We start from the raw sequence: 13,476 nt of genomic DNA, 5'->3' as shown, positions 1-13,476 counted from the left end.
GGATCCCTGCGTTTTCGCCGACGATGCCTTGCCAGTCCTTCGAAAAAAATCGACGATGAGGTGTCACTGGGACATTTCGACAATCTGTTGCGCGTGAACAAGCTGGATGAAACGCAGTCTGTTCAGCATCGAATATTCATCACCGAGGCGCCCTCGTGGCGCGTCGCTACCGTGAGATAGCCGTCCTCCATGTTTGGTTCCAACGACGACAAGAAGACCCCAGCTGAGGCTGGCGAGAAAAAAGGCCTGTTCGGATGGCTGCGCAAGAAGCCGCAGGAAACCGTCGTCGAGCAGCCGCAACCGCTGCCCGAGCCTGCCGCTGAGGCCGTAGCCGAAGACGCTGCGCCGATCGTTCTGCCGCTGGCCGAGCCGGTGCTGCAACCGGCCGAGTCTGAGCCCGTTGTCGAGCCGGTGACCGAGCAGCCGCTGACGCCGCCCGTCGGGCAAAGCCCCTGGCTGACCCTGCCGGTGGCGGAAGAGCCGGTGGCACTGGTCGAGGATGCACAGGCCCTCCATGTCACACCGCCGATTCCAGCCCCGACGCAACCTGTCGTGGAGCCGGTCGTCGCGACGCCGCCAGTCGTGGTTGCGCCTATCTCTCCCCAGGCAGAAACGATCGTGGTTGAGGCACCGGCCGTCGCCGAGCCTGCCCTTTCTTCCGAACCAGGCAAGGTCGGTTTCTTCGCCCGCCTCAAGCAAGGCCTGTCCAAGACCAGCGCCAGCATCGGCGAAGGCATGGCCAGCCTGTTCCTGGGCAAGAAAGTCATCGACGACGAATTGCTGGATGACATCGAAACCCGCCTGCTGACCGCCGATGTCGGCGTCGAGGCGACGTCGGTGATCATCCAGAGCCTGACCCAGAAGGTCGCACGCAAGCAGTTGACCGATGCCGACGCGTTGTACAAATCCCTGCAGGGCGAGCTGGGCAACCTGCTCAAGCCTGTGGAGCAGCCGCTGGTGATCGCTTCGCAGAACAAGCCGTTCGTGATCCTGGTGGTCGGTGTCAATGGCGCCGGCAAGACCACCACCATCGGCAAGCTGGCGAAGAAGCTGCAACTCGAAGGCAAGAAAGTCATGCTCGCCGCCGGCGACACCTTCCGCGCCGCCGCGGTCGAGCAACTGCAAGTGTGGGGCGAGCGCAACAAGATCCCGGTGATCGCCCAGCACACCGGCGCCGATTCCGCTTCGGTGATCTTCGACGCCGTGCAGGCCGCCAAGGCCCGTGGCATTGATGTGCTGATCGCCGACACGGCCGGTCGCCTGCACACCAAAGACAACCTGATGGAAGAGTTGAAGAAGGTTCGCCGGGTCATCGGCAAGCTCGATGCCGACGCGCCCCATGAGGTGCTGCTGGTGCTGGACGCCGGCACCGGCCAGAACGCCATCAACCAGGCCAAGCAGTTCAACCAGACCGTCGAACTGACCGGGCTGGCGCTGACCAAGCTCGACGGCACCGCCAAGGGTGGGGTGATCTTCGCCCTGGCCAAGCAGTTCGGCCTGCCCATCCGCTACATTGGCGTGGGCGAAGGCATCGACGACCTGCGTACCTTTGAAGCCGAGCCTTTTGTCCAGGCGCTGTTTGCCGAGCGGGAGCATTCATGATTCGTTTCGAACAGGTCGGTAAACGCTATCCGAACGGTCACGTCGGCCTGCATGAGCTGAGCTTTCGGGTACGTCGGGGCGAGTTTCTGTTTGTCACCGGGCATTCCGGCGCCGGTAAGAGCACATTGCTGCGCCTGTTGCTGGCAATGGAACGGCCCACCACCGGCAAGTTGCTGTTGGCCGGCCAGGACCTGAGCACCATCAGCAATGCCCAGATTCCCTACCTGCGGCGGCAGATCGGCGTGGTGTTCCAGAATCACCAGTTGCTGTTCGATCGCACCGTGTTCAACAACGTGGCGTTGCCCTTGCAGATCCTCGGCCTGTCCAAGGCCGAGATCAACAAGCGGGTGGATTCGGCCCTGGAGCGGGTGGCCCTGTCGGACAAGACCGACCTGTACCCAGGCGACCTGTCCACCGGCCAGCAACAGCGCGTCGGCATCGCCCGCGCCATCGTTCACCGCCCGGCCTTGCTGCTGGCGGATGAACCCACCGGTAACCTCGACCCGCGTCTGGCGGCGGAAATCATGGGCGTATTCGAAGACATCAACCGTTTGGGCACCAGTGTGCTGATCGCCAGTCACGACCTGGCCCTGATCGCCCGCATGCGCCACCGCATGCTCACCTTGCAGCGCGGTCGTCTGATCGGTGACGGGGAGGCTGGCGTATGAGCGCAACCCGCAGCCCGAAAGTGGCCGAGCGTGTGGCCCCGAAAGCCTCCGATCCGCAGCCGCAAAAGAAAAAACGCGACGATGACGATGGCCCGGACTTCGCCACGCTGCTGCACGCCTGGATCGAAAGCCATCGCGCCAGTCTGCTCGACAGCCTGCGGCGCCTGGGTAAGCAGCCGATCGGCAGTTTCTTCACCTGCATGGTCATGGCGGTCGCCCTGAGCTTGCCGATGGGCCTGTCATTACTGCTGAATAATGTGGAGCGCCTGGGAGGCTCCTGGCAGCGCGCGGCGCAGATTTCCCTGTACTTGCAACTGGAGGCGACGCCGGGCGAAGGCCAGGCGTTGCGCGAGCAGATCCAGGCCATGCCGGGCGTGGCCGATGCCGAATATATCGGTCGCGACCAGGCGCTCGAGGAGTTCCAGCAGCAGTCCGGCCTGGGCGAGGCGCTCAAGGAACTGCCGGAGAACCCGCTGCCGGGGGTGGTGCTGGTGACGCCGAAAGAGGTCGACAAACCGACCCTTGAAGCATTAAGACAAAGACTTTCCGAATTACCGAAGGTACAACAGGCGCAACTTGATCTAGTCTGGGTCGAGCGTCTGGCGGCGATCCTCAAGCTTGGCGACCGGTTTGTCTTCGGTCTGACGGTGCTCCTGGTGTCTGCATTACTTTTGGTGATAGGCAATACCATTCGTCTTCATATTGAAAACCGCCGCACCGAGATAGAAGTGATTAAACTCGTCGGCGGCACGGACAGCTATGTGCGCAGGCCCTTCCTTTATATGGGCGCGCTGTATGGCTTCGGTGCCGGGATCCTGTCCTGGGGTGTATTAGCGTTCGGCCTGGACTGGCTGAACGATGCGGTGGTGGGGCTGGCCGGTTTGTACGGCAGTGATTTCGCGCTGGCCGGCGTGCCAGTCGCCGACGGTCTGTCGCTCTTGCTTGGCGCGGTGCTGTTGGGTTATATCGGTGCATGGATTGCGGTCGCACGCCACTTGCGTGAGCTTGCGCCAAAATAGAGTCTTTTTGCGCGTATTGACCTTTCAGTTTTTATGGGAACTTGTCTTTTGGTTCCCGGTCAATTTTCGCAGTGCTGAACTGCACGAGTTATGTGAGTCGGAGGTTTTTTCGTATGACCACTTCTTTGCAACCTGCGTATGCTCTGGTCCCGGGTGCGAACCTGGAGGCCTATGTGCACACGGTGAACAGCATTCCCTTGCTGACACCCGAGCAGGAGCGTGAACTGGCCGAGAGTCTCTATTATGAGCAGGATCTTGAGGCGGCTCGGCAAATGGTGCTCGCCCACCTGCGTTTTGTCGTACATATCGCCCGCAGCTATTCCGGCTACGGGCTGGCCCAGGCCGACCTGATCCAGGAAGGCAACGTTGGCCTGATGAAAGCGGTCAAGCGCTTCAACCCGGAAATGGGTGTGCGCCTGGTATCGTTCGCGGTGCACTGGATCAAGGCGGAAATCCACGAGTTCATCCTGCGCAACTGGCGCATCGTGAAGGTCGCGACCACCAAGGCCCAGCGCAAGCTGTTCTTCAACCTGCGCAGCCAGAAGAAGCGCCTGGCCTGGCTGAACAACGAAGAAGTCCATCGGGTAGCCGAGAGCCTCGGTGTGGAGCCTCGCGAAGTCCGCGAAATGGAAAGTCGCCTGACCGGTCAGGACATGGCCTTCGACCCGGCCGCCGAAGCGGACGACGACAGCGCCTTCCAGTCGCCGGCCAACTACCTGGAAGACCACCGGTATGACCCGGCGCGTCAGCTGGAAGACGCCGATTGGAGCGACAACTCCAACACCAACCTGCACGAAGCCCTGGAAGTGCTGGACGAGCGCAGTCGTGACATTCTCTACCAGCGCTGGCTGGCCGAGGAAAAGGCCACGCTGCATGACCTGGCGCAGAAGTACAACGTGTCGGCGGAGCGAATTCGCCAGCTTGAGAAAAGCGCGATGAACAAGCTCAAGCTGTCGATTGCGGCTTAATCAGGCGCAATAGCAATAAAAAACGCCCCGATCAGTGATGGTCGGGGCGTTTTCATTTCAGATCTGGGGCAGAACCTTGTGGGAGCGAGCCTGCTCGCGATAGCGGTATACCTGATACATGACTGCTGACTGACACACCGCTATCGCGAGCAGGCTCGCTCCCACAAGGGAACTGTGGTGTGGCGGCTATTGAGCCCAAGGCGCCCGTCGCGAATCGTTGAGCCCCAGCAGGTAACTGTCGCCCCCCAGTTGGCTCATCTGCTGACGGATCCAGCTTGCCCGTCGCAGTACATACGGACTTGGCCGGCTGGCGCTCCATTTGCGAGGGTTGGGCAACACCGCCGCCAGCAGGCTTGCCTGCTGCCGGGACAGGGCAGCCGCGCCAACGCGGAAATGATGTCGCGCCGCAGCTTCGGCACCGAACACGCCGTCATCCCACTCGACGCTGTTGAGGTACACCTCAAGAATCCGCTGCTTTGGCCAGAACACTTCGATCAGCGCGGTGAACCAGGCTTCGAAGCCCTTGCGCAGCCAGCTGCGGCCCGACCACAGGAACAGGTTCTTGGCGACTTGCTGGCTGAGGGTGCTGGCGCCTCGAATCGAACCGCCGCGGCCGTTATGGGCGAATGCGGCCTGGATCGCGCCGAGGTCGAAGCCCCAATGTTCAGGGAATTTCTGGTCTTCGCCGGCAATCACCGCGACCTTGAGGCTGTCGGAGATCTGGTCCCAGGGTTGCCAGGTGCGTTGCAGGTCAATCGGTTCGCCGTCGACCCAGGACTCAACCTTGCGCTCGATCATCAGCGCCGTGAACGGCGGCGGCACCACGCGAAACAGCAGCACCAGGACAACGCTGCCAACGGCGAACCAGAGCAGGGCTTTGAGGAATCGTCGAAACAATGAACGCAGCATAGAGATGGCTTGGCCGAACCGGTCGAGCGGGCCATTATACAGACCCTGTCCACCGAGTCTGACTGGAGTTCTCATGCTGCGTAGTTTTCTGATGCTGGCTGCCTTTTTCGGCTTCACCGGCGTGGCGCTGGGGGCTTTCGCTGCCCATGGCTTGAAGAACCGCCTGAGCGCCGACTACCTGGCGATTTTCCATACGGGCGTGACCTATCAACTGGTGCACACCCTGGCGTTGCTGGGCGTAGCGCTGCTGGCCACGCACATTCCCGGTCGCATCGTCACCTGGGCCGGGATTTCGTTTGTGCTCGGCATCCTGTTGTTCTCCGGCAGCCTCTACCTGCTGACCCTCACCGGCATCAGCAAGCTTGGCATCATCACCCCGTTCGGCGGCCTGGCATTCCTGATCGGCTGGCTGTGCCTGGGTATCGCCGCCTGGCGGCTGGGTTGACCGGCCGGTCCATTTCATGACGAATGGCTTGGGTCCCCCAGACTGATCGGGCTAGAATGCCAGCCCCTAAAAATGATGGCGGCATCCGGCATGCGCATTCAGTTGAATGGCGAACCCCTTGAATTGCCCGACGGTGAAACCGTTGCGGCCCTGCTGACCCGTCTGGACCTCGCCGGACGCCGTGTCGCGGTGGAGCTCAACCTGGATATCGTCCCGCGCAGCCAGCATGCCGACACCACCCTGAACGATGGCGACAGCGTCGAAGTGGTCCACGCCATCGGCGGCGGCTAGAGCCGGTTTCGCAGTATTTCGCAAGAACCTCACCCCAACAGAGGATTTCCCATGAGCATCGTTCGTAGCGACAAGCCCTTCGTCCTGGCCGGTCGTACCTACCAGTCGCGCTTGCTGGTAGGCACCGGCAAATATCGCGACATGGAAGAAACCCGCCTGGCCATCGAGGCTTCGGGCGCCGAGATCGTCACCGTCGCGGTGCGCCGGACCAACATCGGCCAGAACCCGGGCGAACCGAACCTGCTGGATATCCTGCCGCCGGATCGCTACACCATCCTGCCGAACACCGCCGGCTGCTTCGACGCCATCGAAGCCGTGCGCACCTGCCGCCTGGCCCGTGAGCTGCTCGACGGCCACAATCTGGTGAAGCTGGAAGTGCTGGCGGACCAGAAGACTCTGTTCCCCAATGTGATCGAAACCCTCAAGGCCGCCGAAACCCTGGTCAAGGAAGGTTTCGACGTGATGGTGTACACCAGTGATGACCCGATCATCGCCCGGCAACTGGCGGAAATCGGCTGCATCGCGGTCATGCCGCTGGCCGGCCTGATCGGCACGGGCCTGGGGATCTGCAACCCATACAACCTGCAGATCATCCTCGAAGAAGCCAAGATCCCGGTGCTGGTGGATGCCGGTGTCGGTACCGCGTCCGACGCCACCATCGCCATGGAGCTGGGCTGCGAGGCGGTGCTGATGAACTCGGCCATCGCCCACGCCCAGCAACCGATCCTGATGGCCGAAGCGATGAAGCACGCCATTGTCGCCGGGCGCCTGGCGTACCTCGCCGGCCGCATGCCGAAAAAACTTTACGCCAGCGCCTCCTCGCCGCTGGATGGTCTGATCAAGTAAGAGCCATTGATGACTGAATCGAACGACACGCCTGTCCAGCCGGACGAAGGCGAAGAGCGCCAACACCGCCGCATCAAGAGTTTCGTGATGCGCGCCGGGCGCATGACCGAAGGCCAGCAACGCGGCCTGGAGCAGGGCACGCCTCTGTTTGTCCTGCCCTTGGCCGATGCGCCGGTGGACTTCGACCAGGTGTTCGGCCGCTCGGCCCCGCGCTCCCTGGAAATCGGCTTTGGCATGGGCCACTCGCTGCTGGAAATGGCCGCCGCAGCGCCGGAACAGGATTTCATCGGCGTGGAAGTGCATCGCCCTGGCGTCGGCGCGCTGCTCAACGGCGTGCTTACCCAGGGGCTGACCAACCTGCGGGTCTACGATTGCGACGCCATCGAAGTGCTCAACCGTTGCGTGGCCGACAACAGCCTGGACCGGCTGATGCTGTTTTTCCCGGACCCTTGGCACAAGAGCCGTCACCACAAGCGCCGCATCGTCCAGGCTTCGTTCGCCGAGCTGGTGCGCAGCAAGTTGAAGGTCGGCGGTGTGCTGCACATGGCCACCGACTGGGAGCCCTACGCCGAATACATGCTGGAAGTGATGAACGTCGCGCCGGGTTATCGCAACCTCGCCGAAGACGGCAAGTGCGTACCGCGCCCGGCCGAACGGCCGATTACCAAGTTCGAGCGCCGGGGTGAGCGGCTTGGGCATGGGGTTTGGGATCTGAAGTTCGAGAAGCAGTCCTGAGCCATAAAGCAATTCAATGTGGGAGCGAGCCTGCTCGCGATAGCGGCCTGACAGTCAACATTGATGTTGGATGTTAAGGCCTCATCGCGAGCAGGCTCGCTCCCACAGTTGTTTTGGGGTGTGGCAGGGATCAGCGACGATCCGCCACCACCCCGATCAACACCAGCACCACCAACAAAACCGGCGCCAGGCTGTAGTTGTTGAACTGGCTCAACCCCCGAACCACCCACGGCGTGGCATAAATCAGCGCCGCGCCGCTGCCGATCATGCACAGCAGGGCGATCAATGGGACGCGCAACGCGCCGGCGATGCTGCCCAGGCGTTGTTCGACCCAGGCCTTGATGTCCGCGCCGAACAGCACCAGCAGGCAGCCCACCAGTGCCAGGGAGATTTCCGACAGGTTGCTGCGGCTCCAGCGGGACACGGTGGCGAGCAGGTCGAGTACCAGATCCATTCGATTTCCTTGTATTGATCAGCTCAGAAATTTCTGCAGCAAGTCATTGAGAAACAGCTGTCCGCGCTCGGTGGCCGCCAGACGTGACGGTTCGACCTGCAACAGCCCGCTTTGTTCGGCCTCGCGGCGGCCCTCGGCCAGGCTTTGCAGGGGCAGGCCGGTGCGCTCCGGGTACAGTCGCGCTTCCACGCCTTGGGTCAGGCGCAGGGCGTTCATCAGGAACTCGAAGGGCAGCTCTTCGTTAGCCAGGGTTTTCTCACCGGCCAGGAAGCGTTTGGCCGGGTTGAGGTAGTCCTTGGGCAGGCGAGTTTTCCAGGTGCGCACGATGCGCCCGTCCGGATGGCTGAGCTTGCCATGGGCGCCGGCACCGATGCCGATGAAGTCGCCGAAGCTCCAGTAGTTGAGGTTATGCCGTGCCGCCCGACCCGCTTGGGCGTAGGCCGACACTTCGTATTGGGCATAGCCGTGCTCGGCCAGCAGCGCTTGTCCAGCTTCCTGGATATCCCACAACGTGTCGTCTTCCGGCAACGTTGGCGGCTGGTTCCAGAACACCGTGTTCGGCTCCAGCGTCAGCTGATACCAGGAGAGATGGGTCGGCTTCAGCGCGATGGCCTGGCGCAGGTCGCTCAAGGCGTCGTCGAGGGACTGGTCGGGCAGGCCATGCATCAGGTCCAGGTTGAAGTTATCGAACCCGGCCTGGCGGGCCATGCCGGCGGCGCGTACCGCTTCGTCACCGTTGTGAATCCGTCCCAAGGCTTCGAGCTTGGCCTGCTGGAAACTCTGGATGCCGATGGACAGGCGATTGATGCCCAATGCCCGGTAAGCGACGAACTTCTCTTGCTCGAAGGTGCCGGGGTTGGCTTCCAGGGTGATTTCAATGTCGTGGGCGAACGGTATGCGTGCTTCGACCCCCTGGAGCAACCGGCCCAGGGCCTGGGCGCTGAACAGACTGGGGGTGCCGCCGCCAAAGAAGATCGAACTCAGTTCCCGGCCATACACCCCATGCAGGTCTTGATCAAGATCGGCCAGCAAGGCGTCGACGTATTCCTCTTCCGGCAGCTGCGGGCTGGCGGTGTGGGAGTTGAAGTCGCAATACGGGCATTTGCGCACGCACCACGGGATGTGGATGTACAACGCCAAGGGCGGCAATACCGGCAGCGGCGCCCGAGGCGTGTGTGCGCCGCCATGAATCAGCGGCGCGGGCACGTCATTGCTCATGGAAGGTCCAGGCGTTGACGCAGCAGGGCCATGGCGCGGGCGCGGTGGCTCAGTTGATTCTTTTCCACCGGGCCCAGCTCGGCGCTGGAGCAGTTGCGCTCCGGCACCCAGAACAGCGGGTCGTAACCGAAACCGTGCTCGCCGCTGGCCTCAGTGAGGATGCGCCCGTGCCACAGGCCTTCGCAGAGGATCGGCAATGGATCGTCGGCATGCCGCACCAAGGCCAGGACGCAAACGAACTGTGCGCCACGCTCGGCTTCAGGCACGTCCCTGAGGGCGTCGAGCAGCTTGGCGTTGTTCGCTGCGTCACCCTTGCCGTCGGCGTAGCGGGCCGAATAGATGCCCGGCGCGCCGCCGAGGAAGTCCACCGCCAACCCGGAATCGTCCGCCAGGGCCGGCAGGCCGGAGATGCGCGCGGCGTTGCGAGCCTTGAGAATGGCGTTCTCGACGAACGACAGGCCGGTTTCTTCCGGCTCCACCTGGCTGAACTCACCAATCGAGCGCAACTGCACCGACCCGCCGAGCATGGCCTGGAGTTCCTTGAGTTTGCCGGCGTTGTGGCTGGCGAGTACGAGTTGGGTGAGGTTCATCATTCGCCGGGGAACAGTTCCTGGTTGAAGTTGAGGGTGTTGACCTTGTCACCCGTCTTCACCTTGATCTCGAAGGTGCGGGTTTCCTGCTGGTTCACCGGATACTGGGCAATGTAGTAGATCGCGCCTTGTTCGTTGATCTGGCGGAACGTCAGCGGGTCCGTCTTGCTGGTCAGGTCCTTGATCGTGCCGCTGACCTCGGCCGCCAATGGCTTGCCATCCTTGATCACCGACACATTGATCACGCCCTGGTTCTTGCTGCGGACCAGTTCGGCGGCCTTGGCGATGTCCGGCGTCAGGAAGGTGGAATTGAAGGTGTTGTAGTGCACGGTGACGTCTCCGAACACTTCCTTGCGCTCGGCCTTGATGACATTCGCTGCCATGGCTGCGACGCTCAGGCAGGCGGTGATGAGAAACAACGCGAGACGTTTCATGGTGTGACTCCTGATAGGGTCGCGGTTCACACGGCGACCTGATGATCGGCAAGGCCTGGGCTGCTGACCCGATAGATGCCTATTTCACCTAACAGATTAGGCCATAGCTTGCTGGCCCACCCGTGGCGGTGCTGCTGATCCACCGCCAGGCGATCGATGACCTTGGCCTGGCGCTCGCGGCACAGCGCTTCGAAATCCGCGAAGGTGCAGAAGTGGATGTTCGGCGTGTTGTACCAGGTGTAGGGCAGGAACTCCGAGACCGGCATGCGCCCTTTGCTCGCCAGATACCAGCGGCAGCGCCAGTGCCCGAAGTTGGGGAAGGTGATGATGCACTGGCGCCCGACCCGGAGCATTTCGTCGAGGATCCTGTCCGGGTAGTGCACCGCTTGCAGGGCCTGGGTCATGACCACGATGTCGAAGCTGTTGCTGGCGAAGTTGCCCAGGCCCTTGTCCAGGTCCTGCTCGATGACGTTGATGCCCTTGGCAACGCACTCGGCGATGTTGTCCGGGTCGTTTTCCAGGCCGTAGCCGGTGACCTGCTTGTTGTCCCGCAGCCAGGTCAGCAGCTCGCCGTTGCCGCAGCCCAGGTCGAGCACGCGGCTGCCGGCGGGGATCCATTCCTGGATGATGTCCAGATCGGCTCTCATGGCGTCCTCACAGCGTAATACGGTTCATATAGTTGCCGAACGCCTGCAGGTAGCGCGGGATCGGAATCAGAAAGGCGTCGTGGCCCTGGGGCGCGTCGATTTCCAGGTAGCAGACGTCCTTGCGCGCGGCCATCAGCGCGTCCACCAGTTCCCGCGAGCGCGCCGGGGAGAAGCGCCAGTCGGTGGTGAACGACATTACGCAGAACCTGGCCGTGGCATTGGCGAAGGTTTTCGCCAGGTCATCGTCGAAGTTCGCCGCCGGATCGAAGTAATCCAGGGCCTTGGTCATCAGCAGGTAGGTGTTGGCGTCGAAGCGCCCGGAGAATTCCTCACCCTGGTAACGCAGGTAGCTTTCCACCTGGAACTCGACGCTGTGGAAGTCGTAGTTGAGCTTTTCGCTCTTGAGGCCACGGCCGAATTTCTCGCCCATGGAGTCGTCGGACAGGTAGGTGATGTGCCCGACCATCCGCGCCAGCATCAGCCCGCGCTTGGGGATCACGCCGTGTTCCTGGAACGAGCCGCCGTGGAACTCCGGGTCGGTGAGGATCGCCTGGCGCGCCACTTCGTTGAAGGCGATGTTCTGTGCCGACAACTTGGGGGCCGAGGCGATTGCCAGGCAATGGCGCACGCGGTCCGGGTAGGTGATGGTCCATTGCAGGGCCTGCATGCCGCCCAGGCTGCCGCCGATCACCGCCGCCCACTGGCCGATGCCGAGGCGGTCGGCCAGGCGCGCCTGGCTGTGGACCCAGTCTTCCACGGTCAGCACCGGAAAATCGGCGCCGAACGGCTTGCCCGTGTCCGGGTTGAGGCTGCTGGGGCCGGTGGAACCGTTGCAACCGCCGAGGTTATTCAGGCTGACCACGAAAAACCGGTTGGTGTCGATCGGCTTGCCGGGGCCGATGCAACTGTCCCACCAGCCGGGCTTGCGGTCGTCGACGCTGTGGTAACCGGCGGCATGGTGATGCCCCGACAAGGCGTGGCAGATCAGCACGGCATTGCTCGCCGTGGCGTTCAGCGTGCCGTAGGTTTCGTAGATCAGGTCATAGGCTGGCAACGAACGACCGCAGGCCAGGGCCAGGGGCTCGCTGAAATGCGCCATTTGCGGCGTCACCAGACCAACGGAATCGGCGGGAAAGGCAGCTGGCATCGACCCTGCTCTCGTTGAAATGAGGCGTAAGTCTAAAGACCGCTGGGGTTAGCGGCAACCAAGGAAATCGCCGACTGACGCCGATCGTTCCCACGCTCTGCGTGGGAATGCATCCCCTGACGCTCTGCGTCACCCCAAGGCAGAACGCGGAGCGTCCTTGGCAGCATTCCCACGCAGAGCGTCACTAGTGTCCGGTAAAAACTGAAGGGGGAGCTTGCTCCCCCTTGCTGTACCTGCCTTTGAGCGATACTCGGCTTTTTCAGACTCGATTCCGGCTATGTTCAGCAGCACTCGCTTTTCACAAATGCTCCAAGCACTCCCTCATCAGTTGTTCAAAAATGCAGTCAAACGCTGTGGCGCTGATCGTTATGCCAAGCAATTCAGCTCTTGGGATCTGCTCGTCACGCTGATCTTTGGTCAGATAACACAAGCCAGCAGCCTGCGCGCCTTGGCGACAGCATCGCAATCGCTGGAACCTCACCATTATCATCTCAACGCTCGCAGCATGGTTCGCTCAACGCTTTGTGATGCCTTGAGCAAACGCAGTTCAGAGCCTTTTCGGCTGGCCTGCGAGCACTTGCTGCAGGGCGTTGGCCGCAAGCAGCGCAAGTCCCTGGAAGCGATGGTCACGCTGATCGACTCGACCTCAATCACCTTGCGCGGTCCCGGCTTCGACGACTGGACCGCTGCGACGAAAACCCGCATAACACAAGGCCTGAAGGTGCATGTGGCAATTGATCCACGACAAACAGCACCCACTTACGTGAACATCACTGCCGCCAACGTCAATGACCTGAGTGACGCCCTGACCATGCCGCTTGAAGCAGGCATCACGTACGTTTTCGACAAGGGATACTGCGATTACAACTGGTGGCACCAGATTGATCAGGTGGGGGCGTTCTTCGTCACACGACTCAAAAAAAATGCCAATGTGAATCACGTAGAGGATCTGAACAGAGGGGAAAATGCCGACTTCATAGAGTCGGACGAAGCCGTGCGATTTGGCAAAAAACACCTGAATACACGACGGTTAAATCACTATCACGACCAAACCGTACGTCGGGTCCAGGTTCGTCGAGATGATCACGAAACGCCGCTGATCCTGGTGACTAATGATTTTTCACGCTCAGCTGAAGAAATTGCCGACCTGTACAAGCAGCGCTGGCAGATCGAGTTGTTCTTCAAGTGGATCAAGCAAAAACTCAAGCTCAAACGGTACTTCGGATTCTCTGAAAACGCGGTGCGTCTACAAATCTACAGCGCGCTGATCACATACCTTTTGCTGCTCCTGTATCAACAACGCTCGGCCTGCTCAGACTCACTTTCAAACTTCACTATCCGGCTGGCTCATAGCTTGTTTGAGCGCCCGCTCAGCGACACACACCGCGGATATCGAAGGCAAGAACGAACAGAGCTGAAGGCTGCCCAGGGTAGCCTTCAGCTATGAAAAGGTTTTACCGGACACTAGTGACGCAGAGCGTGGGAACGGATCAGGCCACAGGG

16 protein-coding genes are annotated in these 13,476 nt (G+C 61.6%); 9 read left to right on the top strand and 7 right to left on the bottom strand.

Annotation, left to right across the window (positions count from 1 at the left end):
• Positions 1-189 precede the first annotated feature (189 nt).
• The 4 genes from ftsY (at position 190) to rpoH (ending at position 4,257) form a co-directional block, all read left to right on the top strand.
• Positions 190-1,602, top strand: a complete 1,413-nt coding sequence (gene ftsY, locus LOY67_RS26510; RefSeq protein ID WP_265065101.1) for a signal recognition particle-docking protein FtsY — start codon at positions 190-192, stop codon at positions 1,600-1,602.
• Positions 1,599-2,270, top strand: a complete 672-nt coding sequence (gene ftsE, locus LOY67_RS26505; RefSeq protein ID WP_024778908.1) for a cell division ATP-binding protein FtsE — start codon at positions 1,599-1,601, stop codon at positions 2,268-2,270. The genes ftsY and ftsE overlap by 4 nt, the downstream gene beginning before the upstream one ends.
• Entirely contained in the window at positions 2,267-3,289 is a 1,023-nt protein-coding gene (gene ftsX, locus LOY67_RS26500; protein ID WP_265065100.1) for a permease-like cell division protein FtsX, read from the top strand. The genes ftsE and ftsX overlap by 4 nt, the downstream gene beginning before the upstream one ends.
• A gap of 113 nt (positions 3,290-3,402) precedes the next feature.
• On the top strand, positions 3,403-4,257 hold the full coding sequence (rpoH, locus tag LOY67_RS26495; protein ID WP_024778906.1) for an RNA polymerase sigma factor RpoH: 855 nt from the start codon (positions 3,403-3,405) through the stop codon (positions 4,255-4,257).
• A gap of 186 nt (positions 4,258-4,443) precedes the next feature.
• On the opposite strand, the gene mtgA is transcribed toward rpoH, so the two are convergent.
• On the bottom strand, positions 4,444-5,166 hold the full coding sequence (gene mtgA, locus LOY67_RS26490; protein ID WP_265065099.1) for a monofunctional biosynthetic peptidoglycan transglycosylase: 723 nt from the start codon (positions 5,164-5,166) through the stop codon (positions 4,444-4,446).
• A 73-nt stretch (positions 5,167-5,239) separates the two neighbouring features.
• Here mtgA and LOY67_RS26485 point away from each other — a divergent pair, with 73 nt between their 5' ends.
• The 4 genes from LOY67_RS26485 to trmB all read left to right on the top strand — a co-directional run bounded on the left by LOY67_RS26485 (position 5,240) and on the right by trmB (position 7,483).
• Entirely contained in the window at positions 5,240-5,611 is a 372-nt protein-coding gene (locus LOY67_RS26485) for a DUF423 domain-containing protein (RefSeq protein WP_265065098.1), read from the top strand.
• 90 nt (positions 5,612-5,701) lie between these two features.
• Positions 5,702-5,902, top strand: coding sequence for a sulfur carrier protein ThiS (gene thiS, locus LOY67_RS26480; protein ID WP_265065097.1), 201 nt, complete (start codon positions 5,702-5,704; stop codon positions 5,900-5,902).
• Positions 5,903-5,953: 51 nt separating this feature from the next.
• A complete protein-coding gene (locus tag LOY67_RS26475) occupies positions 5,954-6,748 on the top strand; it encodes a thiazole synthase (RefSeq protein WP_003177480.1) in 795 nt (264 codons plus the stop codon).
• Between the two features lie 9 nt (positions 6,749-6,757).
• Positions 6,758-7,483, top strand: coding sequence for a tRNA (guanosine(46)-N7)-methyltransferase TrmB (gene trmB, locus LOY67_RS26470; RefSeq protein ID WP_265065096.1), 726 nt, complete (start codon positions 6,758-6,760; stop codon positions 7,481-7,483).
• Between the two features lie 130 nt (positions 7,484-7,613).
• Here the strand turns inward: trmB and LOY67_RS26465 are convergent, their stop codons facing one another.
• The 6 genes from LOY67_RS26465 to metX are packed head-to-tail and all read right to left on the bottom strand — an operon-like array spanning position 7,614 to position 11,973.
• Positions 7,614-7,937: a DUF3392 domain-containing protein gene (locus LOY67_RS26465; RefSeq protein WP_024778900.1), complete on the bottom strand. Its 324-nt coding sequence runs from the start codon at positions 7,935-7,937 to the stop codon at positions 7,614-7,616.
• Positions 7,938-7,955: 18 nt separating this feature from the next.
• Positions 7,956-9,155 (bottom strand): radical SAM family heme chaperone HemW, encoded by a 1,200-nt coding sequence (gene hemW, locus LOY67_RS26460; RefSeq protein ID WP_265065095.1) that lies wholly within the window; start codon positions 9,153-9,155, stop codon positions 7,956-7,958.
• Positions 9,152-9,748 carry an RdgB/HAM1 family non-canonical purine NTP pyrophosphatase gene (gene rdgB, locus LOY67_RS26455; protein ID WP_265065094.1) on the bottom strand — a complete coding sequence of 199 codons (597 nt, stop codon included), beginning with the start codon at positions 9,746-9,748 and terminating at the stop codon, positions 9,152-9,154. Before rdgB ends, hemW begins: the two co-directional genes overlap by 4 nt.
• The gene (locus LOY67_RS26450; protein WP_265065093.1) at positions 9,745-10,179 is read right to left on the bottom strand and encodes a DUF4426 domain-containing protein; all 435 of its coding nucleotides are present in this window, start codon (positions 10,177-10,179) and stop codon (positions 9,745-9,747) included. Before LOY67_RS26450 ends, rdgB begins: the two co-directional genes overlap by 4 nt.
• 26 nt (positions 10,180-10,205) lie before the next feature.
• Positions 10,206-10,826, bottom strand: coding sequence for a methionine biosynthesis protein MetW (metW, locus tag LOY67_RS26445; protein ID WP_265065092.1), 621 nt, complete (start codon positions 10,824-10,826; stop codon positions 10,206-10,208).
• Positions 10,827-10,833: 7 nt separating this feature from the next.
• Positions 10,834-11,973 carry a homoserine O-succinyltransferase MetX gene (gene metX, locus LOY67_RS26440; protein WP_265065091.1) on the bottom strand — a complete coding sequence of 380 codons (1,140 nt, stop codon included), beginning with the start codon at positions 11,971-11,973 and terminating at the stop codon, positions 10,834-10,836.
• A 277-nt stretch (positions 11,974-12,250) separates the two neighbouring features.
• Between metX and LOY67_RS26435 the strand changes: the two genes are divergently transcribed.
• The gene (locus LOY67_RS26435) at positions 12,251-13,420 is read left to right on the top strand and encodes an IS4 family transposase (RefSeq protein ID WP_265064268.1); all 1,170 of its coding nucleotides are present in this window, start codon (positions 12,251-12,253) and stop codon (positions 13,418-13,420) included.
• Positions 13,421-13,476: the final 56 nt, after the last annotated feature.

The organism is Pseudomonas sp. B21-056, from assembly GCF_026016325.1.
Lineage (GTDB): Bacteria > Pseudomonadota > Gammaproteobacteria > Pseudomonadales > Pseudomonadaceae > Aquipseudomonas.
Note: the sequence above shows the minus strand (reverse complement) of the source record. Positions and strands in the feature narration are given on the sequence as shown.